The 24,226-nt window shown below is 65.9% G+C and carries 22 protein-coding genes and 1 pseudogene; 6 read left to right on the top strand and 17 right to left on the bottom strand.

Annotated elements, in window-relative coordinates:
* The 6 genes from H0I86_RS15895 to H0I86_RS15870 form a co-directional block, all read right to left on the bottom strand.
* Nucleotides 1-876: an ABC transporter permease gene (locus tag H0I86_RS15895; RefSeq protein WP_124351247.1), complete on the bottom strand. Its 876-nt coding sequence runs from the start codon at nt 874-876 to the stop codon at nt 1-3.
* Nucleotides 873-1,829: an ABC transporter permease gene (locus H0I86_RS15890; RefSeq protein ID WP_023965461.1), complete on the bottom strand. Its 957-nt coding sequence runs from the start codon at nt 1,827-1,829 to the stop codon at nt 873-875. The genes H0I86_RS15895 and H0I86_RS15890 overlap by 4 nt, the downstream gene beginning before the upstream one ends.
* A 48-nt stretch (nt 1,830-1,877) precedes the next feature.
* Nucleotides 1,878-3,515 (bottom strand): ABC transporter substrate-binding protein, encoded by a 1,638-nt coding sequence (locus tag H0I86_RS15885; protein WP_180921209.1) that lies wholly within the window; start codon nt 3,513-3,515, stop codon nt 1,878-1,880.
* A gap of 89 nt (nt 3,516-3,604) precedes the next feature.
* Nucleotides 3,605-4,879, bottom strand: coding sequence for an NAD(P)/FAD-dependent oxidoreductase (locus H0I86_RS15880; RefSeq protein WP_180921208.1), 1,275 nt, complete (start codon nt 4,877-4,879; stop codon nt 3,605-3,607).
* A 42-nt stretch (nt 4,880-4,921) separates the two neighbouring features.
* The gene (locus H0I86_RS15875) at nt 4,922-5,590 is read right to left on the bottom strand and encodes a haloacid dehalogenase type II (protein WP_180921207.1); all 669 of its coding nucleotides are present in this window, start codon (nt 5,588-5,590) and stop codon (nt 4,922-4,924) included.
* A 453-nt stretch (nt 5,591-6,043) separates the two neighbouring features.
* Nucleotides 6,044-7,516, bottom strand: a complete 1,473-nt coding sequence (locus H0I86_RS15870) for an aldehyde dehydrogenase family protein (RefSeq protein WP_180925773.1) — start codon at nt 7,514-7,516, stop codon at nt 6,044-6,046.
* A 267-nt stretch (nt 7,517-7,783) separates the two neighbouring features.
* On the opposite strand from H0I86_RS15870, the gene H0I86_RS15865 reads away from it, so the two are divergent.
* Nucleotides 7,784-8,641 (top strand): GNAT family N-acetyltransferase, encoded by an 858-nt coding sequence (locus tag H0I86_RS15865; RefSeq protein ID WP_180925772.1) that lies wholly within the window; start codon nt 7,784-7,786, stop codon nt 8,639-8,641.
* Between the two features lie 58 nt (nt 8,642-8,699).
* A complete protein-coding gene (locus H0I86_RS15860) occupies nt 8,700-9,425 on the top strand; it encodes a cupin domain-containing protein (RefSeq protein ID WP_180925771.1) in 726 nt (241 codons plus the stop codon).
* Between the two features lie 68 nt (nt 9,426-9,493).
* Here the strand turns inward: H0I86_RS15860 and H0I86_RS15855 are convergent, their stop codons facing one another.
* The 9 genes from H0I86_RS15855 to H0I86_RS15815 all read right to left on the bottom strand — a co-directional run bounded on the left by H0I86_RS15855 (nt 9,494) and on the right by H0I86_RS15815 (nt 17,335).
* Nucleotides 9,494-9,736, bottom strand: coding sequence for a hypothetical protein (locus tag H0I86_RS15855; protein WP_180925770.1), 243 nt, complete (start codon nt 9,734-9,736; stop codon nt 9,494-9,496).
* A 195-nt stretch (nt 9,737-9,931) separates the two neighbouring features.
* The gene (locus H0I86_RS15850) at nt 9,932-10,831 is read right to left on the bottom strand and encodes a polysaccharide deacetylase family protein (protein ID WP_180925769.1); all 900 of its coding nucleotides are present in this window, start codon (nt 10,829-10,831) and stop codon (nt 9,932-9,934) included.
* A gap of 157 nt (nt 10,832-10,988) precedes the next feature.
* Entirely contained in the window at nt 10,989-11,675 is a 687-nt protein-coding gene (locus H0I86_RS15845) for a phosphoribosyltransferase (protein WP_180925768.1), read from the bottom strand.
* Between the two features lie 23 nt (nt 11,676-11,698).
* A complete protein-coding gene (locus H0I86_RS15840; RefSeq protein WP_180925767.1) occupies nt 11,699-12,589 on the bottom strand; it encodes a universal stress protein in 891 nt (296 codons plus the stop codon).
* 130 nt (nt 12,590-12,719) lie between these two features.
* The gene (locus tag H0I86_RS15835) at nt 12,720-13,487 is read right to left on the bottom strand and encodes an ABC transporter permease (protein WP_180925766.1); all 768 of its coding nucleotides are present in this window, start codon (nt 13,485-13,487) and stop codon (nt 12,720-12,722) included.
* The gene (locus H0I86_RS15830; protein WP_180925765.1) at nt 13,487-14,686 is read right to left on the bottom strand and encodes an ABC transporter substrate-binding protein; all 1,200 of its coding nucleotides are present in this window, start codon (nt 14,684-14,686) and stop codon (nt 13,487-13,489) included. The genes H0I86_RS15835 and H0I86_RS15830 overlap by 1 nt, the downstream gene beginning before the upstream one ends.
* Before the next feature lie 151 nt (nt 14,687-14,837).
* On the bottom strand, nt 14,838-15,644 hold the full coding sequence (locus tag H0I86_RS15825) for an ABC transporter ATP-binding protein (RefSeq protein ID WP_180925764.1): 807 nt from the start codon (nt 15,642-15,644) through the stop codon (nt 14,838-14,840).
* Complete coding sequence (locus tag H0I86_RS15820; RefSeq protein ID WP_180925763.1) at nt 15,641-16,711, bottom strand: acyl-CoA dehydrogenase family protein; 1,071 nt, start codon at nt 16,709-16,711, stop codon at nt 15,641-15,643. The genes H0I86_RS15825 and H0I86_RS15820 overlap by 4 nt, the downstream gene beginning before the upstream one ends.
* 63 nt (nt 16,712-16,774) lie before the next feature.
* The gene (locus tag H0I86_RS15815) at nt 16,775-17,335 is read right to left on the bottom strand and encodes a carboxymuconolactone decarboxylase family protein (RefSeq protein WP_180925762.1); all 561 of its coding nucleotides are present in this window, start codon (nt 17,333-17,335) and stop codon (nt 16,775-16,777) included.
* A gap of 104 nt (nt 17,336-17,439) precedes the next feature.
* On the opposite strand from H0I86_RS15815, the gene H0I86_RS15810 reads away from it, so the two are divergent.
* Nucleotides 17,440-18,351, top strand: coding sequence for an AraC family transcriptional regulator (locus H0I86_RS15810; RefSeq protein WP_180925761.1), 912 nt, complete (start codon nt 17,440-17,442; stop codon nt 18,349-18,351).
* A 36-nt stretch (nt 18,352-18,387) separates the two neighbouring features.
* Here the strand turns inward: H0I86_RS15810 and H0I86_RS15805 are convergent.
* A pseudogene (locus H0I86_RS15805) lies at nt 18,388-18,705 on the bottom strand (ABC transporter substrate-binding protein); the annotation flags it as partial.
* 77 nt (nt 18,706-18,782) lie between these two features.
* Nucleotides 18,783-18,998, bottom strand: a complete 216-nt coding sequence (locus H0I86_RS15800) for a TOBE domain-containing protein (RefSeq protein ID WP_009044054.1) — start codon at nt 18,996-18,998, stop codon at nt 18,783-18,785.
* A 207-nt stretch (nt 18,999-19,205) separates the two neighbouring features.
* Between H0I86_RS15800 and H0I86_RS15795 the strand changes: the two genes are divergently transcribed.
* The 3 genes from H0I86_RS15795 (at nt 19,206) to pvrR (ending at nt 24,183) form a co-directional block, all read left to right on the top strand.
* Nucleotides 19,206-20,027, top strand: coding sequence for an aldo/keto reductase (locus H0I86_RS15795; RefSeq protein WP_180925760.1), 822 nt, complete (start codon nt 19,206-19,208; stop codon nt 20,025-20,027).
* Nucleotides 20,028-20,174: 147 nt separating this feature from the next.
* Nucleotides 20,175-23,003, top strand: coding sequence for a response regulator (locus tag H0I86_RS15790; protein ID WP_180925759.1), 2,829 nt, complete (start codon nt 20,175-20,177; stop codon nt 23,001-23,003).
* Nucleotides 22,975-24,183 (top strand): response regulator cyclic di-GMP phosphodiesterase PvrR, encoded by a 1,209-nt coding sequence (gene pvrR / locus H0I86_RS15785; protein WP_506551579.1) that lies wholly within the window; start codon nt 22,975-22,977, stop codon nt 24,181-24,183. The genes H0I86_RS15790 and pvrR overlap by 29 nt, the downstream gene beginning before the upstream one ends.
* Nucleotides 24,184-24,226: the final 43 nt, after the last annotated feature.

The raw sequence follows: 24,226 nt of genomic DNA, 5'->3' as shown, positions 1-24,226 counted from the left end.
TCAATGACCTCCCGGACGGCGGCTGCGGCGCGACGAGATCCTGTCGATGAACAGGTTCACGCCAATGGTCAGGGTGCCGATGGCCAGCGCCGGGATGACGATGGCCGGCGCGCCCTGGTTGAGGCCGCCGATGTTCTCGCGCACCAGCGAGCCGAGGTCGGCGTCCGGCGGCTGCACGCCGAGGCCGAGGAAGCTCATGCCGCTGAGCAGCAGGACGATGAAGCCAAAGCGCAGGCCCAGGTCGGTGAGCACCGGGTTGAGCATGTTCGGCAGGATCTCCACGCAGGCGATGTACAGCCGGCGCTCGCCCCGGGTGCGGGCCACCTGCACATACTCCAGGGCCTCGATATTCACCGCCAGGCTGCGGGCGATACGGAACGCCCCGGGGGTGAAGCTCAGCACCGCGGTGCACACCAGCAGCACCACCGAGGAGCCGAAGGCCGAGACCATGATCAGCGCCAGCATCTTGCTCGGGATGGAGATGAAGGCATCCATCAGGCGGCTGATGACTTCATCCAGCCATTTCGGCGCGACCACCGAGAGCAAGGCGCAGGCGGTGCCCAGGCCGCTGGCCAGGACCGCGGAAATCAGCGCCAGGCCGACGGTGAACCGCGCGCCCACCAGTACCCGGCTGAGCATGTCGCGGCCCAGGTAATCGGTGCCGAACGGATAGGCCGCGCCCATGGCGTCGAACACATTGGCGGACACCACTTCGCCCACCGGGTGCGGCGCCAGCCAGGGGCCGAACAGCGCCACCAGCAGCCACAGCACACACATCGCGGCCCCGGTCAGGCCGAGCCAGGACGGCCCGTGGGAGACCTTGCCAAGCGCCAGGTCGGGCGTGGCAGGCGTCGACTTCAGCATGAGATTGGTCATTGGTTTCTCAGCCTCGGATTGGAAAGAATCGCGCACAGGTCGGCAATCAGCACCAAGCCCAGGTAGGCCGTGCAGAACAGCATGGTGCAGGCCTGGACCAGCGCCATGTCGCGGTTGGTCACCGCGTCGACCATCAGACTGGCGATCCCGGGATAGTTGAAGATGGTCTCGACGATCACCACCCCGCCCAGCAGGTACGACAGGCTCAGCGCCACCGCGTTGGCGATCGGCCCGATGGCGTTGGGCAAGGCGTGGCGCAGCACGATGCGCACCGGGCTGACGCCCTTGAGCCGGGCCATTTCCACGTAGGGGCTGTCGAGCTGGTCGATCACCGCGGCGCGGGTCATGCGCGCCATTTGCGCGACGATGACAAAGCACAGGGTCATCACCGGCAAGGCGTAGGTGCGCAGGAACTGCAGCGGCGAGTGGGTTTCGCTGGCGTAGGACAAGGCCGACAGCCAGCCCAGGTTCACCGCGAACACCAGCACCGCCAGGGTCGCCACCAGGAACTCCGGCACCGCCACCAGGGCCAGGGTGATGAAGCTCAGGATGCTGTCCAGGCGCCCGCCGCGGCCCATGGCCGAGCCGATGCCCAGGGTCAGCGCCACCGGCACCGAGACCACCGCGGTCACCGCCGCCAGCATCAGGGTGTTGGGCACCCGCCCGGCCATCAGCTCGCTGACCGGCATGGCGTTGGACACCGAGGTGCCCATGTCGCCGGCCAGCAGGCTGAGCAGCCAGTGCAGGTAACGCACCACACCGGGCTGGTCCAGCCCCAGTTTCAGGCGTAGCGCCGCCACCTGTTCCGGCGTGGCGAACTGCCCCAGGGCCTGTTGCGCCGCGTCCCCCGGCAATACCGCGGTGATGGCGAACACCACCATGGACACGATCAACAAGGTCACGACCGCGGCGCCCATGCGCCGCCCGATCAACCACAGTGTGTTGCTATTCATCGCCCTTCCCTCCTGCCTTGCAGCCCCGACGGAACCCGCTTTAGCCCCTCACGCGTCCAGCCACACCTGCTCGGCGAACATGTAGCCCATGAAGCCGCCCAGGGGGTTGCTGCCATAGCCCTTGATGCGCTGGTCGACCCCGTCGATGTTGCTGATGAACACCGGGATGCCGATGCCGCAGTGGTCGTGCACCAGGGTCTGCATGTCGGCGTACATCGTGCTGCGCTTGGCGTCGTCGGTCTCGCCGCGGGCCAGCATCAGCAACTGGTCGAACTGCTCGTTCTTCCAGCCCGACTCGTTCCATGGCGCGCTGGACTGGAAGAACTGCGAGAAGATCACGTCGGCGTTCGGCCGCGGGTTGATGTTGCCGAAGCTCAGCGGGTGCTTCATCCAGTGGTTGGACCAGTAGCCGTCGCTGGGCAGGCGGTTGACGTTGAGGGTCAGCCCGGCCTGCTTGGCCGACTGCTGCAGGAGCACGGCGATGTCCACCGAACCGGTGGCCGCCGGCGAGGCCACCAGCGGCATGCTGACCTTCTCCATGCCGGCCTTCTTCAGCAGGAAGCGGGCCTTTTCCGGGTCGTACACGGTCTGCGGCAGGTCGGCGTTGTAGTAACGCGAACCGGGCGCGATCGGGTGATCGTTGCCGAGCACGGCGTAGCCGCGGAACACCGCGGATTTCACCTGTTCACGGTCCAGCAGGTACTTCAGCGCCTGGGTGAATTCCGGGCTCTGGCCAGGCAACTGGTCCTGGCGAATGATCAGGTCGGTGTAGTTGCCCGACGGCGCGTCCACCACCCGGTGCCCGGCGCTGGCGGCGATGCGCGCGGTGGAACGCGGGTTGACCTCGTTGATCAGGTTGACATCGCCGGAGAGCAAGGCGTTGACCCGCGAAGGCTCGTCGGCGATGGCGATGAACTCGATCTCGTCCAGGTACGGCAGACCCGGCTTCCAGTAGTTCGGGTTGCGCGCGGAAACCGAGCGCACGCCCGGCTTGAACTCCTTGACCTTGAACGGCCCGGTGCCGATGCCCTGGCTGAAGTCGGTGGTGCCTTCGGGCACGATCAGCAGGTGCGAGACCGCGAGGATCGACGGCAGCTCGGCGTTCGGCGCCTTGAGGCGGATCTGCACCTCATGGGTGCCGGTGGCCTTGATCTCGGCGAACTGCTCCATCAGCGGCATGACCTTGGAGCCGGTGGCCGGGTCCTTGTGCCGCGACAGCGAGAACACCACGTCGGCGGCGGTCAGGCCCTTGCCGTTGTGGAAGGTCACGTCCTTGCGCAGGGTGATGATCCACAGGGTGGCGTCGGTATTGTCGATGCGCTCGGCCAACTCCAGCTGCGGCACCAGGTGGCTGTCGAAGCGGGTCAGGCCGTTGTAGAACATGAAGTGCCGCACATAGTCGGTGGACAGTGCGCCCCGGGCCGGGTCGAGGGTGTCGGCGGTGGAACTGGACATCCCGGCGACGCGGATGCGTCCGCCCGGCTTGCCCTTGCCCGGCGCCGCACTGTCGCTGGCGAGCAAGGTGCCGGCACTGCCGAACAGGCTGCCGGCGCCCGCGGCGGCGACACCGGCCACGCCAAGCATGCGCAAGGCACTGCGGCGGGACATGCCACGGTTCAGGCCCTCGAAAACCCGCAGGCTTTCTTCGCCGGAAATCAGTTGCGGATCGACTTTGTTGTCAGTCATAGCAGTTCTACCTGTCGAATAATGAGAAGGCTCGAGTGCTCGCGGTTGACCGGAGCGTCCTGGAAACGCAAAACGACGGTGAAGCAAACTCAGTGCAGATAGTCCTGGAAGCGGTAGTAAGCGCCTACCAGCGGCAGGAACCAGGGCTTGCCGAAGTGCCCGGGAATCGCCGGCCACGCCAGGTCTTGCCAGGGGTTGGCGCTGGCCTTGCCGTCCATGACCTCGGCCATGACCTGGCCCATGTGCACCGACATCTGCACGCCATGGCCGCTGTAGCCCATGGCGTGGTAGATGCCGTTGCGTTCGCCGGCCCGGGGTAGCCGGTCGCTGGTCATGTCCACCAGCCCGCCCCAGCAGTAGTCGATCCCGACCCCGGCCAGTTGCGGGAACATCTGCACCATGGCCGCCTGCAGCACCTTGCCGCTCTTGGCGTCGGAGCTGGGGCTGGACATGGCGAAACGCGCCCGGCCGCCGAACAGCAAGCGGCTGTCCGGGGTCAGGCGAAAGTAGTTGCCGATGGTGCGGCTGGTGACATAGGAACGCTGGTGCGGCAGCAGTCGCTCGACCAGGGCTTGCGGCAGCACCTCGGTGGTCACCACGAAGCTGCCCACCGGCACGATGCGCCGCCGGTACCAGCCGAGGTCGCCATGCTGGCAGGCGCCGGTGGCCAGCAGGATCTGCCGCGCCTGCAACGAACCGCGCGCGGTGTCGAGCCGGTAGCCGCCACTGTTGCCCTGCCAGCCTTTGACCGCGCAATCCTGATAGATCAGCGCGCCATGGCGCGCCGCCGCCTGCGCCAGGCCGACGCCGAAGCGCCCGACATGCATCTGCACGCCGTTGCGCTGCAACAGGCCGCCGTGAAAACCGGCGGAATCGACTTCGCCGCGCACCTGCTCGGCGGACAGCAACTCGACATCGGCATCGACCTCGCGGCGAATCAGCTCGCAGGTGCGCGCCAGCCCTTCGTAATGCAGGGGCTTGGCCGCCAGCTTGAGCTTGCCGTTGCGCTTGAGGTCGCAACCGATGCCCTCCTGCTCCACCAGCGCCACGACGCTCTGCACCGCCCGCTCGTAGGCCTGGTAATAGGCCCGTGCCCGCTCGGCGCCGAGGCTGGCGCTGAGGGCGGCATAATCCTGGGCCACCCCGGTGTTGCACTGGCCGCCGTTGCGCCCGGAGGCTTCGCCGATCACCCGGCCGGCCTCCAGCACCACCACCCGGGCGCCCTTCATGGCCAGCGCACGGGCCGCGGACAGCCCGGTGAACCCGCCACCGACGATCGCCACGTCGACGCTGTCCGGCAACGCGCCGGCCTGTGCCCCGGTGAACGCCGGCGCACTGTCGAGCCAATAGGATTCACTGCCCATGCCTGACTCCCTGACCATGCCTTGAAGAGCGCCCATGACCGATCAGAGACCGACCAGCGCGGCCAGGCCGCCGATGTCCGGGATCTGCTGGTAGCCATAGATGGCGTTGGCCGGCTGTTCGTGGCCACGGGCGACGAAGGCCTTGTGCTTGATCTTCATGTCGTGGGCCGGCATCAGGTCGTAACGGAAGCTGGAAGACACGTGGAGGATGTCTTGCGGGCCGCAGCCGAGGTTGTCGAGCATGAACTCGAAGGCCGCCAGGCGTGGCTTGTAGGCCTGGGCCTGTTCGGCGGTGAAGACCTTGTGGAACGGCGCGCCGAGCTTGTCGACGTTGGACATGATCTGGCTGTCGCTGGCGTTGGAGAAAATCACCAGGGGGATCTTGTCGGCGATCTTCGACAGGCCGGCCGGCACGTCGGGATGGGGCCCCCAGGTCGGCACCGCGTCGTAGTACAGCTGGCTTTCGTCACGGTACTCGACGCCCCAGCGCTTGCAGGTCCGCGCCAGCGCGGTCTTGAGGATCTCGTCGTAGGGCCTCCAGTCGCCCATGACCTGGTCCAGGCGATAGGCCGAGAAGTCCTTGACGAACTGGTCCATCTGCTCGGGGCTGACGCGGTCGGCGAACAGCTCGCGGGTCATGGTGCCCATGTGGAAGTTGGTCAGCGTACCGTAGCAGTCGAACGTAATGAATTTGGGACGAAGAAAGCTCATTGAGTGCGGTCCTGAAGTTCGTTGAGGTCATGGCGTGACACGCAAGAGCGCGGCTGCCGGAGCCCTGATGCAGCGTTGCAATCACAGCTTCATTACAACACCGTGAAATCAGCAGATGGCGTTAAAAGCGCGGGCTGCTCGATACAAACCACCGTTTTTCGGGGTGCCCTCAGCAGACTTTGCGGGGCGCGCCAGCCTTGGGCAAAGCCCGTATTCATGCGCTTTTATGGACCTTTTCCGGCCGCCGGGGCTCAAGTCCGGGCCCGACCGCCGCAGAACCTGCGCCGCCCCCAACAAAAACGGGCGCCCCCGTCTGGAAGCGCCCGTTTCGCTGAATCGCAGAGTGTGTCCCGGTCAATCCCCAACCGGTGGCGGCCGGCCTTCGGCCGCGCCGGAAGGTTCAATGCATACTTCGTACCGCCCCGCTCACCCGCCGCCTGCCGGTCATGGCTTTCAGCCGGCGATATCGATCAGCACACTCTTGAAGCGCAGGTTGGCCTCGAAGGCTTCGCGCCCCAGGTCCTTGCCGATGCCGGAACGCTTGTAGCCGCCGGTGGGCAGGATGTAGTCGTTGCTGCGCCCGTAGCGGTTGACCCACACCGTGCCGGCCTCCAGGCGCCGGACCAGGCGCAGGGCGCGGTTGATGTCGGCGGTGTGCACCCCGGCGGCCAGGCCGTAGGTGGCGTGCTCGGCCAGGCCCAGGGCCTCGGCTTCATCGTCGAAGGCCTGCACCGTCAGCACCGGGCCGAAGATCTCCTCGCAGACCGCCGGGTTGCCGTTGTCCAGGCCGGTCAGCAGGGTCGGCTGGTAGTAGGCGCCGCCCAGGCCATCGAACAAGCCGCCGCCACAGAGCACCTCGGCGCCGGCCTGGCGCGAACGCTGGACGATGCCGTCGATGCGGTTGGCCTGCTGCCGGGAAATGATCGGCGACAGCGTGCTGGTCGACGACCAGGTCGGCCCCGGGCGCAATTGTTCGAAGTACGTCCGCAGGTGCTCGACGAAGGGCTGCATGATCGAGCGCTCGATCAGCAGCCGCGAACCGGAGACGCAGACCTGCCCGGCGTTGCCGGTAATGGCCATGGCCACGGTGCGCGCGGTCCTGGCGATGTCCGGCACGTCGGCGAACACCAGTTGCGGGCTCTTGCCGCCCAGCTCCAGGGTCACCGGCTTGGGTCCGACCAGGGCACAGGTGGACATGATGCTCGAACCGGTGGCGGTGGAACCGGTAAAGGTCACCTTGGCCACCCGCGGATGGCGACACAGGGCATCGCCAGTGACCTGGCCGTCGCCCTGTACCACGTTGAAGATGCCCGCCGGGATCCCCGCTTGCAGCGCCAGTTCGGCGAAACGCAGGCTGGAGTACGGCGTCAGTTCCGACGGCTTGAGCACCACCGCGTTACCGGCGGCCAGGGCCGGGGCGACTTTCCACGAGGCCATGCTCAGCGGGAAATTCCACGGCGCGATAGCGGCGATCACCCCATAGGGTTCGGCGATCTGCATGCCCAGGCGGTTGGTCTGGGTGGCGGCCAGCGAACCGCCGTGCTTGTCCGCCAGCTCGGCGAAAAAGCGGATGCCTTCGGCGACATAAGGAATGTCCCAGGCGATCACGTCCTGGTGCGGACGGGTCGAACCCACCGCCTCCAGCGGCGCGAGGATCGCCGCGTCGGCTTCCACCAGGTCGGCCCAGCGCCGCATCACCCGCGCCCGCTCCCGGGGCGGACGGCTGGCCCAGTCGGAGCGGACTAATGCCTGCCAGGCATTGTTCACCGCCTCGTCCACCCATTCGGCGTCGGCGATCGGCAACTGCCCATAGGCCTGGCCGTCCGACGGGCGCGAGACTTCCAGCCCGGGCGCGGCGTCGCGGTACTGGCCGGCGATGAAATGAGCGCTGCGCACAGCGACAAGACGAGGATCGAAGCTATCCATGGAGTACTCCACTAAAGGCGGCAATAAGGTCGGCGAAGGCCGGTCCGGCCGGTGAAAACCAGGCCTCCATCCTAGGAAAAAAGCGCAAGCATTTGCTGCCGACCTTATGCCCCTTTTAAGTAGTTACTGTGGTCTGCCGGCCGCTCTTTTAGGGATTCTGCCGAATCGCTGCCGGGCTCTTGCCAGGTCTCGGCGCAGATGGGATACAGACGCATCGCCGCACAGCAAAGCCGGCGATCGCGCTTATCTTTTCCACGGAGTCTTGCCATGTCCGCCACCCCTCGCCCCGCTTATGTGTACCGCCCGATGACTGTCGCCGACCTGCCGGCGGCCCACGCCCTGTCGGTGCAATTGAAGTGGCCCCATCGCCTGGAGGACTGGGCGATGTTGCAGCGGGTCAGCCAGGGCTTCGTGGTGGAAGACGGCGAGCGCCTGATCGGCAGCGCTTTCGCCTGCCTCCAGGGCGACTACGCCACCATCGGCCTGGTGATCGTCAGCAACGACTACCAGGGCCAGGGCATCGGCCGCGCCCTGATGGAAAAGGCCCTGCACGCCTGCGAGTCGCGCACGCCGATCCTCAACGCCACCCTGGCCGGCGCGCCGCTGTATGCCAGCCAGGGCTTCGTCGAGTTCGGCATGATCCAGCAGCATCAGGGCCAGGCGCGGGTGCCTGAGGTCGGCGCCCTGCCCGCCGGCGAAAGCTGCCGGCCGCTGCGCAAGGCCGACCGCCTGCGCCAACTGAGCCTGGCCAACGCCGGCAGCGGCCTGGACCGCCAGCAGGTACTGGAAGACCTGTTCGCGGTGGTCGAGCACGGCGTCGGCATCGAGCGCGATGGCCAGTTGCGCGCCTTCGCCCTGCTGCGGCCGTTCGGCCGTGGTCGCTGCATCGGCCCGGTGATTGCGGAAAACCCCGAGCAGGCCCGGCAGATGATCGCCAGCCTGCTGAGCAAGGTTCCCGATGCCTTCGTGCGCATCGATATTCCGGCCGACTGCGGCCTGGCCGACTGGCTGCAAAGCGCTGGCCTGAAACAGGTCGACCAGGTCGCGCAGATGGCCCGCGGCACTCCGCCCCGGGCGCTTGGCGGCGTTCGCCAGTTCGCCCTGGTGACCCAGGCCATCGGCTGATCCACAACGCCGCGGGCGCCCGCCGCGCGGCACCTTCCCCCCCCAGAGAGTTATCTGTATGTCCACACCCGCCGCTTTGCTGCTGGCAGGCGCCGACGGTCGCTTCGACGCCAGCCTGTTCACCCCCGCTGCCCTGGGCAGCCACGACCCTTTCGGCGCCGATCGGCTGGTCGCCTACACCGGCAGCGACGGGATTGCCGCCGGTGTCGTGCGCACCAGCGCAAGTTTTGCCATCGAGGATTTCCCCCACATCGAAATGCTCGTGGTGCACGCCGGCAAGGTGCTGCTCTACAGCGCCGGACCGTCTGGGGAACCGGCCCTGGAACTGGCCCCGGGCGCCAGCGCGGTGATCGGCCGCGGCAGCACCTTCAAGCTCGAGGCCGAACCCGGCACGCTCTGGGCCTTCTGCGCAGTGAAACGCGCTGCCGCGGGCGCCGAACCGGGCCTGACGCTGCTTGACCCGCGGGCCATGCTCTCGCCTTCGGCGGCCCCCGAGCCGCAGATCCTGATCGGCCCGGAACCGCAATGCCGCTCGCGCAACGCCTTCGAGGACGACGCCTGCGACCTGCGGATCGGTGTCTGGGACTCCACGCCTTACCGCCGCCATGGCCGGCCCCACAAGCTCCATGAGCTGATGCACCTGGTGGAAGGCAGCGTGACCCTCGAGGGCGCGGATGGCAGCCGACTGACCGCCGGCCCCGGCGCTACGCTGTTCGTTGCCCAGGGCACGCCCTGCGCGTGGCACAGCACGGCCTATGTGCGCAAGTTCTATGCGGTGAAGTAACGCCCGGCACAAACGACAACGGCGCCCAAGGGCGCCGTTGTCATATCGGGCGAAAATCGCCCTGCGACTCAATCATCATCGTCGTCATGGTCGCGACGATAGCGCCCATCCTTGTCCCGCCGGTCGTAGCGGCGGTCGTAACGGTCGTCGTCATGATCGCGGTCGCGGTAGTAGTCGCGGTCATAACGACTGTGGTCGCGCCAGCCGTCATGGTCGCGATCGTAGCGCCGGCCGTCGTCCCAATGGGGGTAGCAGCCACCCAGCAGCAGCGTGGAGCAAAGGGTCAGGGTGAGTGTCGCGAGTCGCTTCATGGGAAGTGTCCTAGAACCTGGGTCAGAACGATGGGTTGGCAAAGCTGCCCGGCAACGCAGCAGGCCCTGTGCGAACCGGCGGCGCCGGCGCCTGCAACCACCCATGTGACTGTAAAACCAGAGATTTATTCGATCCTGGCAAGGCATTGGCGGACCGACGGTCATGTCTTGTCCCATGCGAACGGTCACGCCTGCTCAATGGGAATTCCTGTCCCACAGCCAGTTCCACAGCCCCGGCAACCGCACCGGTTGCTCGCTGTTGCTGACGGTACGGGCCATGACCGCCCGTTGCAGCGCCGCGGTATCGTCGTAGAACGGCTTGGGCGCGGTCCGAAGGCCGGTGGCCTGGGCGCTGTCGAGCAGGATCTGCAGGTATTCCCGGGTATGCCGGGCGGTGTAGCGATTGAGGTCGTGGAAGGTCACCACCACCGGGATCGCTCCATCCACCGTCGGCAGCTGGCCCAGGGCAATGCGTTCGCGCACCTCCGACAGCTGGCGCAGCATGTTGGCCCTGCGCCGTGGGCTGGCGTTGAAACCCCAGACCTTGCCGTCGTTGGCGCTGAGGTCGGTCAGCAGCACATGCAGGCCATGCCGTTGGTAGGCGGCGAAGGTGCGCTTGTCGTAGTTCCAGAATGGCGGGCGCACCAGGCTCGGCGGCACGCCGGTGATCAGCGCGATATCGGCGCTGCCGTCGTTCAGGGACGTCTCCAGCTCCTGTGGGTCGAGCGAGCGATGGTTGGTGTGCCTCGGCGTGGCGGTATGAAAGCCCAGCACATGGCCCTCGGCGTGCTCGCGGGCCATTATCCGCCGCCCTATGTCGCTGCCGCCGGCCCGCGAGGCGCGGGTCTGGACGAAGAACACCGCCTTGATCGCCGGCTGCAGCGGGTTGTCGAGCAGGTCGTCGAGCACCCGTTCGGTCGGGTTGTAGAAGCTGGAAGCGCTGGGGCCGTCGTCGAAGGTCAGCAGAAAGCGGATTGGCGCCTGGGCGCGCAGGCGTTGTTCGGTCTGCGCGGTCATTTCGATGGGGGCAGCGATGCAACCGGCCAGGCCGGCGGCGAGTAGCACTGCGCAGAGAACCTTGAAGCCTCGTTTCATGTTTTGCCCTGTGTCGGACCGTTGCGGTCGTCACCTCAATGGCAAAAATCCTTCGCCCATGGATCCCTCGCCCGGCCTGCGCGCAGCGCCGGGCACAGCTTGGAGGGGCAACCAGGGTTTTGGTTCCGGCGCACCCGGTTTCAGGCCGCCGAGACGCTCATGCCGCAGCGCTTTCGCACGGCCGCTGCCAGGCGCGCTGCAGCAGTTCGATCACCTCCTCGTCCGAGGTCTGGGCAAAGTCCGCATAGCCGTTGCCGATCGACACGAACCACAGCGGTGTGATCGGGCAGATCAGCTCGTCGACCTCGAAACTCAGGGTGTCCACGGTTTCCTGCGGCGCCAGGGGCACGGCCACCACTATCCGCGCCGGGTGCTGCAGGCGCGTGGCCTGTACCGCGGCGTGCATCGAGGCACCAGTGGCCAGCCCGTCGTCCACCAGGATCACCACCTGGCCACGCAGGTCGGGCACGGCCCGGTCGCCGCGGTAGACCCGCTCGCGGCGCTGCAACTCCTGGGTTTCCCGTACGGTCACCGCTTGCAGCGCGGCATCACCGAGGTGATGGCCGCTCAGGACGTCCTGATTGAGGATACGAATGCCGCCGCTGGCGATGGCGCCCATCGCCAGTTCTTCATGGCCGGGCACGCCGAGCTTGCGCACCAGCATCAGGTCCAGCCGCACCTCCAGGGCCCGGGCGATTTCCCAGGCCACCGGCACCCCGCCCCGGGGCAACGCCAGCACGATCACCTCGGGCCGGCGACTGTATTTCTGCAACGGCGCAACCAGCCCTTGCCCGGCGGCCTGGCGGTTGCGCAGGGTCATCTGCAATGACGGATATTCGCTCATGTCTCACCTCCCAAGGCGCCCGGCTACAGCGCCAGCAGGCTGCAGGGCACCTGATACAGCGCGTGCTCGGTGGTGCTGCCCACCAGTTTCTCCAGGCCCTCGCGATGCACGCGGCCCATGACCAGCACGTCGGCCTGGTTCTCGGTGACGAAATTGGCCAGGACCGTAACCGGCTGTCCGAGGATGAAATGCCGCCGCTCCTCGGGCACGCCGTAGCGCTCGGCGAGTTCGAGGAAGGCTTTTTCCAGGGTGACCCGCAGTTCCCGGGTCAGGTCCGCCAGCACCAGGCCACCGCCCCCGGCATCGCCCAGGTAGACCGACGACACGTCATAGGCGTGCAACAGGTGCAGCTCGGCATTGCATTGCAGGGCCAGGCTGTTGGCTTCATGGATGATCCGGTCGTTGAGTCCGTTGTGCTGGTACTCCGGCCGCGACGGGTCGACCGCCGCCACCACCATCTGCGGCAAGGTATGGCCGTGGCGACCCATCAGGTACAGCGGTACCGGGCACCGGCGCAGCAGGTGCCAGTCCATCGGCGTGAGAAAGGCGCGTTTGAGCGCCGGTTCGTGCTGCACGTCCTTGATCAGCAGGTCGGGCTGGATTTCCGCGACGTGCTGCAGGATTTCCTCCAGCAGGTCGTCGGCCCAGGTCACCTCGCCGTTGACCGTGACGCCATGGCCACGCAGCCGATGCACTTCCTCCTGCAACCAGTTCTGATGTTCCAGGCGATAACGTTCGCGCGCCTCATTGCGCACGTTGTGCTCGAACAGGGAAAGAATCGACGCCGGTTTCAGCAAGGCCGCGATATGCAGGGTCGCGCCGCTGGCCTTGGCCAGGGCGGCTGCACGCGGGATCGCGGGGGATTGGCGCATTGCCGGGTCGATGACCAGCAACAAGCGTTGGTACTGGCTCATGGCGCACCTCCAGATAGGCTGGACGCCCACGCCGGCCACCGGCGCCTCTTTATAAACGCCGGTGCGTCAACGCCGGATCGAGCGCCAGCATGACTTCAGACTGCTCACTGACAATGCGCCCGTCGCGGCGTTACGGCAAGTGCGTCCAGCGTCGGTGCAGACCACGGGCCAGGCTGTCCAGGGCAAAGCCCAGGGCGCCGATCAGCAGGACCATGGCCATCAGTTCCGAATAGGCCAGGCGGTCGCGGGTATCGAGGATGAAATAGCCCAGGCCGGCGCTGACGCCGAGCATTTCGCAGGGCACCAGGACGATCCACAAAATGCCGATGGCCAGGCGCACGCCGGTCAGCACATGGCCCAGCACCCCGGGCAGGATCACCTTGCGCAGGGTTTCCCAACGAGTGGCGCTGAGGCTGCGGCTCAGTTGCAGCCAGCGCGGGTCGAGCTGGCGCACCCCGGCCGCAGTGTTGAGCAGGATCGGCCAGACCGCGGCGAAGGCCAGCAGGAAGTAGATCGGCTGGTCCCCTACCCCCATCAGCATCACCACCACCGGCATCCACGACAGCGGCGAGATCATCCGCAGGAACTGGAACGCCGGGGTGGTGGCCGCCTCCAGGTGACGGTAGCTGCCAATCAGCAGGCCCAGGGGCACGCCGACCAGCAAGGCCAGGGCCAGGCCGACCAGGATGCGCTTGAGGCTGACCAGCACATGCTCGTACAGTTCGGCGCGGCCCAGCAGTTCCAGCAGGCTGGCCAGGGTCGCCGCCGGCGAAAAGCGCGCCGCCAGCCCGTCGGCACTGCCGAACAGGCGCACGCCCAGCCACCACAACAGCAGCAGGCACAGCAGCCCGCCCACGCCCAGCAGCCAAGGCAGGTTCAATGCGGATCGCTTGGCCATCAGAGGCTGAACTCCTCGCTGCGTTCGAAGCGGTCGGGCAAGCCGAATGCCTTGAGCCCGCCGACCGACGCGATGGCATTGCGCACGAAGCGGTCGTCCACCAGGTCGCGGGCGGTGTGCTGCGGATCGAGGCTGGCCAGGAAACCCTTGTCGCCTTCGATCAGGGTGTCCTTGAGGCGCTTGACCAGTTCCTCGGTGTAGCCGGGGAACGGGTACGGCTGAAAGTCGATGCGCTGCTCGTCCCACTGCGCATGCTGGATCGCGCCGTCGGCCAGGTATTGCTGGCGCTCGCCGGTACTCGGCGCCAGCACCCGGCTCAACACCTGCGGCGCATGCGGGGTGTAGCGGTTGGCGCCGTCCCGGGACAGCAGCCGGGCCGCCTCGGCGCGGTTGTCGCGGGTCCACAGCTGCGCCTTGACGATGGCGTTGACCACCTTCTGCGACCATTCGGGGCGATTGTTCAGGTCCTGCTCGTGCATGAACACCACGCAGCAGGCGTGATTGCGCCAGATATCCCCGGTAAAGCGCTGCACCCGGCCGACCTTGAGTTCCTCGGCCAGGGCATTGAACGGCTCGGCGACTATGTAGCCGGCGATGCGCTTGCTGGCCAGGGCCGGCGGCATGTCCGACGGCGGCAGCACCAGCAGGTTGACCTCGTTGGCCGCCAGCAGGCTGCTGACCGGCCGGCTCACCGGGGTCAGGCCGTTGTCGCGCAGCAGTTGCTGCACCACCACGTTGTGGATCGAGTACCAGAACGGAATCGCCAGCGCCTGCCCGCCCAGTTGCCGGACCTCGGTAATGCCCGGCGCCACCGTCAGGCCGGAGCCGCCGACGTGGTTCCAGGCCACCACCTTGGCCGGCACCTTGCTGCCGTAACGAGCCCAGACAGTCATTGGCGACAGCAGGTGGATCACATTGACCTGCCCGGAAATGAATGCCTCGATCACCTGCGCCCAGCTACGCAACAGCACCGGGCGCTCGGAGCGGATGCCCTCGGCCTCGAACAGGCCGTTGTTATGGGCCACCAGCAAGGGCGTAGCGTCGGTGATCGGCAGGTAGCCGATGCGCACCGGCGCGTCCGGCTCCGCGGCGGCGCGGGCCTGCAGGCTATTGAGTAGCGGCAAGGCGCCGCCGGCGGTGAGCAAGGCGCTGAGTTTGAGAAAGTCGCGACGGCTGTGGGTGAAGTCATCCAGGCACATGGTGTATCTCCGACAATTCGGGCAAGGGGTTGAACCGGCCATCACCGCCTCTTCCGTAGGCGCGAAGCTTGCTCGCGAAGGACCTCAACGCTGACGGGGTGACTGGGACCCTGCGCCGCACTGAGGTTTTTATCGCGAGCAAGCTTCGCTCCTACAGAGGCAGAGGCTCGGCTAAGGCTTGGGGCTGTGCAGCGCGGCTCGCCCGCCGAAGGGTTTTGAGAATCTCGATACGCAGGGTGCCCAGTTCTTCCACCAGCTCGGCACGCGGCTGAGGCAGGTCGATGCGCCACTCGCCGAGGGTCCGCGCCGGGCTGTTACCCAGTAGCAGAATTCGCTCGGAAAGCAGCAGGGCTTCGTCGATGTCGTGGGTGATCAACAGCGCCGCGGTGCGGTGCTCGGCAATCACCTTGAGCAGCAGTTGCTGCATGTCGGCGCGGGTCACTTCGTCCAGCGCGCCGAAGGGTTCGTCGAGCAACAGCACCTGCGGCTGGCGCGCCAGGCAACGGGCTAGCGCGGTGCGCTGGGCCATGCCGCCGGACAGCTGCGCCGGGTAGTGACCGCGGGCATGCTGCAGGCCGACCTCGGCAATTGCCTGGTCGACCCGCGCCTGGCGTTGCTGGGCGTCCAGCGCCGGCTGGCGGGCGAAGTCGAGGCCGAAGGCGACGTTGTGTTCCAGGTTCAGCCAGGGCAGCAGGCTGGGGTCCTGGAAAGCCACGGCCACCCGTGGATGCGGGCCGTCCAGCGCCTGGCCCAGCAGGCTGACGCTGCCGCCGCAGGAAGCCTGCAAGCCGGCCAGGACCCGCAACAGGCTGGACTTGCCGACGCCGCTGGGACCGAGAATCGACACCACCTCCCCCGGCTGCAAGCGCAGGTCGAAGCCTTCCAGCACCGCTTGCCAGCCGTGTTCGCCGGGGTAGCCGAGGCTGATCTGCCGGGCTTCGAGCAAGGCCGCGCTCATGCCGCCGCGTCCCGGGCCTGGCGTTGCAACTCGGCGCGTAACTGCACCAGGCTCGGCGTGACGATCGGCACGAAGGCCGACTCGCGCCAGCGCCGGGCAAAGCCGCTGCCATGCTCGCTCAGGTAGGCCTTGCCGCCACTGGCCTGCAACTCCAGCTGCACGGCATTGGCAGCGGCTTCGGCCAGGGCGATGCGCAACCGGAACAGCGCCGCTGGCTGGGTCAGGAAACGTCCCTCCAGCAGGCCGCGCTTAAGCTGGTCGACGTGTTCTTCCAACTGCTGGCGCTGGTCTTCGAAAGGCTCGCGCAGGATCGAGCGACCGCTGTGCAGATGGGTTTGCACTTCATCCAGCGCGCGCCGTGCCAGGCCGATGGCCATGCCGCATTGCAGGCCGAGAAACGCCGGGCGTACCGCCGGCAGAAAGGCCTTGGCGTCCTCGTGCAGCAACCAGTCGTGACCCACCTCGACCTGTTGCAGCTCCAGCGCCGCGGTGTTGCTCGACTGCAAGCCCATCAACTGCAAGTCCTCGGAGCGTTGCAGGCCAGCCAGGGCCGCGGGGATCGCCAGGACAAAGGGTGCGCCACCCTGCTCATGTCCGATGGCCGCGGCCACCACAAAACCGCTCTTGCGCAGATTGGTGACCCAGTGCAGGCGCCCGTTCAGGCACCAGCCGCCGGCCCGTGGCAACGCGCGGACTTGCAGGGCCTCGATGCCCGAAAGGAACTTCATGGCGTTCGACAATCCGGTGGCCCCCGCCAGTTCGCCGCTGAGCAAGTCCGGCAACAGACGCTCGCGCAAGGCCGCGTTGGGGCTGTGCAGCAGGTATTCGATAAAGGCCCGTTGGCCCCAGAACACAAAGGCCGCCGCCAGGGAATGGCTGGCCACCGCGGCCACCGCTTCCACGGCAGCGCCCAGGTCGCCGTCGCTACCGCCCTGCCCGGCCGGAATACCGATGCGCAGCACCTGGGCCTCGGCCAGTCGCGCCAGCACCTGCTGTGGGTCGCAGTGGCCCAGATCCAGGGCCTGGGCCTCGGCGTCCAGCCATTGACTCAATGCGGGGTCGAGCATGTGGTTTTCTCCTTTTCTACGCGGCAGCGACCCAGCGGCCGTGCCTTGAATCCAGCCGCTGCATCATTGCTGCGGCGCTTGCCAGCGGTACTTGGCCAGTTCCGGGTTCAGCGGCGTGCGGGCGAACACGTTGGCGAAGTTGCACAGGGTCGCCAGGCTCACCCCGAGAATCACCTCCAGGGCATTGCCCTCGCTGTAGCCGGCGGCCTTGAGCGCTGCGAACGTCGGCTCGCTGACGTTACCGCGGGTGGCGATCACCTCGGCGGCAAAGGCGGCCAGCGCCTGCAATTTTTCCTCCGGCAAAGGGCTGCGTTCACGCAACGCGCTGATCACCGCGTCTGGCAGTTTGGCCTTGTTCTGTGCCACCGCAGTGTGCCCGGCCACGCAGAAATCGCAACCGTGGGTGGTGGCCGCCACCAGCTGCACCACTTCCCGTTCGGCCAGGCTCAGCTCGGCCTTGCCATTGAGCGCCGATACCGTAACGTAGGTCTCCAGCGCCGCCGGGGCATTGGCCAGGATGCCCAGCAGATTGGGGATGAAGCCCGAGTTGTTCTGGGCGTTCTGCAAAAACGGCCGGGCCGCTTCGGGGGCGCTTTGCAGGCTGTGTAGAGTGATGCGCGGCATGCGGTGGACTCCTGTTGTGTAGGTGTCCGGCCAGTCTGTTGGTTATAAAAATTTCGATCCATATTCTAAAGTAGCGATTACTTGCTCCTGAGTGTTTCCCTTAGATGATTTCGTCCAGCCCACTGGTTGATTGGTTATTAGAAAGCCTCGAACTCGACGCCAGCCTGTTCCATGTCGGCCGCTACTGCGGCGGCTGGCATGCCAGCACCCACGGCCTGGCCCGGGCCAGCTTCCACCTGATCGTGCAAGGCCATTGCTGGCTGCATATCGAGGGCCAGGAGCAGGCCCAGCGCCTGGATGCCGGGGACGCGCTGTTCCTGCTGCGCGACCTGGACTATCGCCTGTCCAGCGCCGAACAGCGTAGTACCGCCCATGAACTGCCACGCAGGGCCATGCAGGCGCTCGACGCCAGCGCCGAGGATGGCGTGGGGTTGGTCTGCGGTTTCTTTCACTTCAAGTCCGGGTTGTCGTCGCTGATCATCGACGGCCTGCCGGACTGGATCGTACTGCGCGCCGGCGACCCGTCCCTGAGCGCGGCCCGGGCCCTGTTCGAGCTGATCCTGGAAGAGTGCCAGCGCACGCCCGCGCCCTCCTCGGCGCTGCTGGAGCGCCTGAGCCATCTGCTGTTCCTCTATGTGTTACGCCAGCAGGTGGCCGACAACCAAGGGCTCGGTGGGCTGGTGGCGCTGGCCCGGCACCCGGCCTTCGCCACGCTGCTGGAACAGCTGATCGAACACCCCGAACAGCCCTGGCCCCTGGAAAGCATGGCGGCCTGCACCGGACTGTCGCGCTCGGCCTTCTTCAAGCGCTTCAACGAACTGGCCGGGCAGTCCCCGGGCCAGGTCCTGCTGGCGCTGCGCATGCGCCACGCCTGCCAGTTGCTCAAGGCCAACCACACCGTGGAACAGACCGGCGCGGCGGTGGGTTATCAATCGGTGGCGGCCTTTACCCGGGCCTTCGCCAAGGCCGTGGGCGTACAGCCGGGGGCTTATCGCCGCCAGCACGAAGGACGCTGAAGGTACCGGGGCCGATGGTCGGCCCCCGGCAAGGCTTCACTGGCTCAGGGCCTGGGTAAAGGAGGTATCGACAACAGTCGCGGTGGCCAAGGGCGTCGGCAGCGCCTTGACCTTGAACAGGAAGTCCGCGGTGCTCTGCAGGTCGGCGGCGGCCTGCGGGTCCACCGGGCCGACGCTCATGTGCGCCTGGCGCAACCAATGGCGCGAAACGTTCGGGTCGAGGTTGGCCTTTTTCGCCCACAGGTCGGCGTACTGGTCGGTGTGGCTGTCGACCCAGACACGAGCCTGTTTCAGGCGGCCGAGGAAATCGGCGATGGCGGCGCGCTTGCCGTCGGTGGCCGGGGTCGAGGCGGCTTGCCACCCTCGCCGGTGCCCCTGTGGCAGGGTTCGGCGAGCGTGGCAAGCGAGGTGCAGGGTCGGGATCGAAGGCCTCAGAGCTTGGCGATCGACACTTCGGTGGATTTGACGAAGGCAATGACCTCGCTGCCGACCTTCAATTCCAGGTCGCGCACCGAGCGCGTGGTGATCACCGAAGTGACGATGCCCGAGGCGGTCTGCACATCGATTTCCGAGACCACCTGGCCTTCATGAATCTCCTTGATGATGCCCTTGAACTGATTGCGAACGTTGATTGCCTTGATGGTCATGGTGGGCCTTCCTGTCTGGGGTGGGCACTGGCGCATCGCCGTGCAGGCTTCTGAGGTGCCCTGTGTCTTCAGACACTAAAAGGAATAAATAGAATTTATTTTATTCCTTAAATGAATATAAAAGATTCTTGCTCGTTCTCCGTCACCTTGACCGGCAACCGCGCCTTTGCTTCTCTGGGTCCTTGCTAACCCTTTCAGGAGATTGTCATGCGAACACTCGATCTGGCGGGCGTGCCCGTCCCGGTGATTGGCCAGGGTACCTGGCGCATGGGCGAGGAGCGCCACCAGCGCAACGCCGAGATTGCCGCATTGCAGGCTGGTATCGAACGGGGCATGAGCCTGATCGATACCGCCGAGATGTACGCCGAGGGCGGCGCGGAGGAAGTGGTCGGCACCGCCATCACCGGCCAGCGCGACCGGGTGTTCCTGGTCAGCAAGGTGTACCCGCACAACGCCAGCCGCAAAGGCATTCCCCAAGCCTGCGAGCGCAGCCTGCGGCGCCTGGGTACCGACTACATCGATCTGTACCTGCTGCACTGGCGTGGCCAATACCCTCTTGAAGAAACGGTGGAGGCCTTCGAACGCCTGCGCGAAGACGGCAAGATCGGCCGCTGGGGCGTTTCCAACTTCGACCTCGATGACCTCGAGGAACTGGCGAGCCCGGCCTGCGCCACCAACCAGGTGCTGTACAACATCGAGGAACGCGGCATCGAATTCGACCTGCTGCCCGCCGCGCAACAACAGCGCTTGCCGCTCATGGCTTACTGCCCTATCGCCCAGGCCGGCAAGCTGCTGCGCCACCCCACACTGCAGCAGATCGCCGAACGCCACGGCGTGACCACGGCCCAGGTTTCCCTGGCCTGGGTCCTGCGCCAGGAAGGCGTGATCGCCATTCCCAAGGCGGTGCATCCCGAGCATGTCCGGCTGAACGCCGAGGCGGCCGGGTTGCGCTTGAACGACGAAGACCTGGCGGCCATCGACCAGGCCTTCCCCGCGCCACTGCGCAAGCAGCGACTGGCGGTGGTCTGAGCCTCTCGCGAGCGGCACCGCAGCGAAAAGAACCTGACACCCGTGCCAGGTTCTTTTCGTCGTCGACAAGGCTGGAAGCGGCGAAATACCAGCGACTTTAAGGATCGTCCTATCCCGGATTAAGGAGGGTTTATTTAGAGTGGGTCAATGAGATTAAAGACCTACCTCCATCAGATCAGTCCCGTATTTTCCAGTCCTGAAGCCGCCAGCAGGTTGCTGCGCCTTTTCGCGCTCATTCTTTTGGTTGGTATCCTCGGCGCCGTCTACAACTTCCTCAACTCCACCCTCAGCAACGACATTTCCCGGCGCCGCGGCTACATGAGCAGTGCCATCGCCGAAGCCCAGACCTTCTTCACCAGCCGCGAGGCCTTGCTGGAAAGCCTCAGCCTGTCCGCGGTACGCCGCTCCAAGCAGGCCCAGGCCCTGGTGTACCTGCCCTCCACCGAAGAACTGCACCTGCAACTGGGCGACCTCGATGACCCGTGGAGCATCTGGCTAAGTGTGCGCATGCGCGAATACTTCAAGGCCAAGCAGGTCAACCTGCTGTATGTGAGCCCCGGTCCCGAGGCCCGGGTCATGCGCCTCTACAGCAGCAACCCCACCTCCCCCAACCTGCCCAAGACCATCCTCTCCAAGCTTGAGGCGCTCAACCACGGGGAGCATCCGGACACCAACGAGCTGTGGCTCACCGACCCGTCCACGCAGACTTCGCAGCTGTACATTTTCACCCGGCTCGACGAGCGCACCAATGACTCCGGCTGGCTGGGCCTGGAAATGGATGGGCGGGAAGTGCTCAAGGCCCTCAGCGACCAGAGCGCCGGCGAGTTCATGATGTTCAACTCCGAAGGCGCGCTGCTGTTCACCAACACCCCGGCCGGGCGCCTGGGGCAGGCCCTGCAGCAACTGCAAGGCACCAACTTCTTCGGTTTCGTCGGCAGCCGCTGGTGGCCCGATCACCTGGTGATCCGCAAGCAACTGATGACCTCCGACTGGCAACTGGTCTACTCCTTCAGCCTGCAGTCCCTGCTGATCGCGCTCTGGCCCCAGCTGGCCGGCGCCCTGGTGTTCTGCCTGTTCAGCATCAGCCTGATCTGCCTGCTGACCCGCCGCATCGAGCACCGCTTCATCACTCCCGCGCTGAGCCGTATCCAGGCGCTGGTCGAGAGCGAGCTGTTCAGCCGCGACGTGATCCAGACCGCGCCCGTGGCCTTGTGCGTGCTGCGGCGTACCGATGGCCAGGTGGTCCTGGAAAACACCCTGGCGCAGCAGTGGCTGGGCGACGGCATCGAACGGGAAATACTCTGCGCCGGCTGGATCCAGCAAGCCTTCAAGAGCCACGAACCGAACCGCTTCGACTACTTCGAGACCGCCGACGGGCGCCACCTCTACCTGAGCTCCGCGCCCACCCGCTACAAGGGCGAAGACGTGTTGTTCTGCGCCTTCAGCGACATCAGCGCGCGCAAGCAGGTGGAAGCCGCGTTGGAAGAAGCCCGGCAGATGGCCGACGCGGCCAACGAAGCCAAGACCCTGTTCCTCGCCACCATGAGCCATGAAATACGCACGCCGCTGTATGGCGTGCTGGGCACCCTTGAGCTGCTCGCGCGCACCCGGCTGGATACCCAGCAGCGCGACTACCTGCGCGCCATCGAGTGTTCTTCCTCGACCCTGTTGCAGTTGATCTGCGATGTGCTGGACGTGTCCAAGATCGAAGCCGGGCAACTGGCCCTGGAGCTGAACGAGTTCTCGCCGCTGGACCTGGTCCACGAGCTGATCCAGGGCTATTCCGCCGCCGCATCGAACAAGGGCCTGCTGCTCTATTCCTGCGTGGACCCGCAAATCCCCGAGCGACTGATCGGCGACGTCACCCGCATCCGGCAGATCCTCAGCAACCTGCTCAACAACGCAGTGAAGTTCACCGACCTGGGGCGCATCGTGCTGCGGGTCAACCTGCTGAGCCGCGATGGCGAGCGCTCCAGCATCCTGTGGCAGGTTTCCGACACCGGCAAAGGCATTGCCCAGGATCATCAGCCGCTGATCTTCGAACCCTTCTATCAAACCGGCGGCAATACCAACGTGGTGGCGGGCACCGGCCTGGGCCTGCCTATCTGCCAGCGCCTCACGCAATTGATGAACGGCAGCCTGCGCATGGTCAGCGAACTGGGGCTGGGCAGCAGCTTCTCCCTCACCCTGCCCCTGGAAGCCGCGATCGATGGGCCGGTCACCCTGCCCGCCACGCAGTTGCTGCCGGAAACCATCTATGTGATGTCCAGCGTGCGGGAGCTGGCGGAGTCCATCGGCGGCTGGCTGCGCCAGTGGGGAGCCCGGGTCCAGCTGTGCCATCCCTCGAAGATCGCCCCGACCAGCGATTGCCTGCTGGTCGAGGTCCACCCCGGCGAACTGGAACAACGCCTGCAACCGGACTGGTCCGGTCCGCTGATCCTCGCAACCGGGACCGGCAACAACGAACCGCAGGTTCGTAGCGGGTGCTGGCACGTGAACCTGAACCACCTGCGCTCCTTTCACCAAGCGGTCAGCCAGGCCCAGGGGCTGTGGGTGGCCAAGGCCGAGAACCACAACGAACACTGGACGTTGAAACAACTGGACCTGAACGTGCTGGTGGCCGAAGACAACGTCATCAACCAGTTGATCCTCAGGGATCAGCTCGAAGAGCTGGGCTGCAGCGTGGAGCTCGCGTCGAACGGCGAGGAAGCCCTGTCGATGTGGAACCCCGAGCGGTTCGACCTGGTCCTCACTGACGTCAACATGCCCGTGATGAATGGCTATGAACTGGCCAAGGAGTTACGACGCCGTGGCTGTACGGTCCCGATCATCGGTGCCACGGCCAACGCGATGCGTGGAGAAGAAGAGCAATGTCTGGCGGCCGGAATGAACCATTGCCTGGTCAAACCTTTTGCATTACGCGCCCTGTTCAATTACCTAGCGCCCTATGAAAGAGCGAAGAATGAAGCCCTGTAGCATATTGATCGTTGAAGACCATCCCTTCCAGCACATGTACCTGCAGCATCTGTTCGGTGAGCTGGGCCCCTATTACCTGGAAGGCGCAAGGGATGGCGAAGAGGCGCTGGAACGCTTGAAATGGCGCAAGTTCGACCTGGTGCTCACCGACCTGTTGATGCCGGGAATGGATGGCGTGCAGTTCATCCAGGGACTGGCGGCCCTACACTCCAAGCCGGCGCTGGCAATCATGAGCTCGGCTTCGCGGCGCATGCTGATGAGTGCCAGCCTGGTTGCCAAGAACCTCGGGGTGAAAGTCATCGGCCTGATTTCGAAACCGGTGAACCTCGCTGCCCTGCAGACCCTGACCACCCAGCTGAGCATTTCGCAACCGAGCTCGCCGCGCCCCTTGCCGACCTCCATGCTCAGTCGGGCCGCGCTGGCCCAGGCCATCCAGGAAGAGCAGTTCGAGGCCTGGTTCCAACCCAAGAAATCGCTGTTCAACGGCCGCATCGTCGCCGCCGAAGCCCTGGTCCGCTGGATGCATCCGACACAGGGCATGCTGCTGCTCCCCGACACCTTCCTGCCCGCCCTCAAGTCCTTCGATCTCGAGGAGGAGCTGCTGTGGCTGGTCCTGCGCCAGGCGATCCAGGCCCAGGCCCGCTGGCGCCAACACGACTACGACATTCCGGTGTCGATCAACCTGCCGACCCATCTGCTCAACAGCCACGACCTGGCGGACCGCCTGTTCGACTTTGTCATGGAACATCAGGGCGTACCGGGGCAGATCTGTTTCGAACTCATGGAATGTTCGGTGCCCCAGGACATCAGTAACTTCTATGCCGGTGCCTGCCGCTTGCGCATCAAGGGCTTCGGCCTGTCCCAGGACGACTTCGGCAAGGGCTACAGCTCGTACATGAACCTGGTTTCCACCCCGTTCACCGAACTGAAGATCGATCGCGCCCTGGTCCAGGGATGCCATGCCAGCGAAGAACTGACCAAGGCCCTGACCAGCATCATTGCCCTGGGTCGCCAACTGGGCCTGACCGTGGTCGCCGAAGGCGTGGAAAGCGCCGAGGAGTTGGCGCTGTTGCGCAAGATCGACTGTAGCCAGGTGCAGGGGTTCCTGATCTCTCGCGCAGTCCCCTCCGAGCAGTTTCAACAGCTGCTGGTGAACGACGGTCCGGCCGCCAGTTATTGAACCGAGGACATCCCCCCTTCAGGATTACATGCCCCACATCACT

The sequence above is a fragment of the Pseudomonas chlororaphis subsp. aurantiaca genome, assembly GCF_013466605.1.
Classification (GTDB): domain Bacteria; phylum Pseudomonadota; class Gammaproteobacteria; order Pseudomonadales; family Pseudomonadaceae; genus Aquipseudomonas; species Aquipseudomonas chlororaphis_I.
This window is presented reverse-complemented; position numbering and strand designations above follow the sequence as displayed.

Bases quoted from the DNA above. Each gene is read 5' to 3' on its own strand.
- H0I86_RS15815 (WP_180925762.1), bottom strand. From the start codon at position 17,335: ATGCCGCGCATCACTCTACACAGCCTGCAAAGCGCCCCCGAAGCGGCC.
- H0I86_RS15895 (WP_124351247.1), bottom strand. From the start codon at position 876: ATGACCAATCTCATGCTGAAGTCGACGCCTGCCACGCCCGACCTGGCG.
- H0I86_RS15870 (WP_180925773.1), bottom strand. From the start codon at position 7,516: ATGGATAGCTTCGATCCTCGTCTTGTCGCTGTGCGCAGCGCTCATTTC.
- H0I86_RS15860 (WP_180925771.1), top strand. From the start codon at position 8,700: ATGTCCACACCCGCCGCTTTGCTGCTGGCAGGCGCCGACGGTCGCTTC.
- H0I86_RS15810 (WP_180925761.1), top strand. From the start codon at position 17,440: ATGATTTCGTCCAGCCCACTGGTTGATTGGTTATTAGAAAGCCTCGAA.
- H0I86_RS15820 (WP_180925763.1), bottom strand. From the start codon at position 16,711: ATGCTCGACCCCGCATTGAGTCAATGGCTGGACGCCGAGGCCCAGGCC.
- H0I86_RS15850 (WP_180925769.1), bottom strand. From the start codon at position 10,831: ATGAAACGAGGCTTCAAGGTTCTCTGCGCAGTGCTACTCGCCGCCGGC.
- H0I86_RS15885 (WP_180921209.1), bottom strand. From the start codon at position 3,515: ATGACTGACAACAAAGTCGATCCGCAACTGATTTCCGGCGAAGAAAGC.
- H0I86_RS15875 (WP_180921207.1), bottom strand. From the start codon at position 5,590: ATGAGCTTTCTTCGTCCCAAATTCATTACGTTCGACTGCTACGGTACG.
- H0I86_RS15845 (WP_180925768.1), bottom strand. From the start codon at position 11,675: ATGAGCGAATATCCGTCATTGCAGATGACCCTGCGCAACCGCCAGGCC.
- H0I86_RS15825 (WP_180925764.1), bottom strand. From the start codon at position 15,644: ATGAGCGCGGCCTTGCTCGAAGCCCGGCAGATCAGCCTCGGCTACCCC.
- H0I86_RS15830 (WP_180925765.1), bottom strand. From the start codon at position 14,686: ATGTGCCTGGATGACTTCACCCACAGCCGTCGCGACTTTCTCAAACTC.
- pvrR (WP_506551579.1), top strand. From the start codon at position 22,975: ATGAAAGAGCGAAGAATGAAGCCCTGTAGCATATTGATCGTTGAAGAC.
- H0I86_RS15880 (WP_180921208.1), bottom strand. From the start codon at position 4,879: ATGGGCAGTGAATCCTATTGGCTCGACAGTGCGCCGGCGTTCACCGGG.
- H0I86_RS15795 (WP_180925760.1), top strand. From the start codon at position 19,206: ATGCGAACACTCGATCTGGCGGGCGTGCCCGTCCCGGTGATTGGCCAG.
- H0I86_RS15840 (WP_180925767.1), bottom strand. From the start codon at position 12,589: ATGAGCCAGTACCAACGCTTGTTGCTGGTCATCGACCCGGCAATGCGC.
- H0I86_RS15800 (WP_009044054.1), bottom strand. From the start codon at position 18,998: ATGACCATCAAGGCAATCAACGTTCGCAATCAGTTCAAGGGCATCATC.
- H0I86_RS15835 (WP_180925766.1), bottom strand. From the start codon at position 13,487: ATGGCCAAGCGATCCGCATTGAACCTGCCTTGGCTGCTGGGCGTGGGC.
- H0I86_RS15890 (WP_023965461.1), bottom strand. From the start codon at position 1,829: ATGAATAGCAACACACTGTGGTTGATCGGGCGGCGCATGGGCGCCGCG.
- H0I86_RS15855 (WP_180925770.1), bottom strand. From the start codon at position 9,736: ATGAAGCGACTCGCGACACTCACCCTGACCCTTTGCTCCACGCTGCTG.
- H0I86_RS15865 (WP_180925772.1), top strand. From the start codon at position 7,784: ATGTCCGCCACCCCTCGCCCCGCTTATGTGTACCGCCCGATGACTGTC.
- H0I86_RS15790 (WP_180925759.1), top strand. From the start codon at position 20,175: ATGAGATTAAAGACCTACCTCCATCAGATCAGTCCCGTATTTTCCAGT.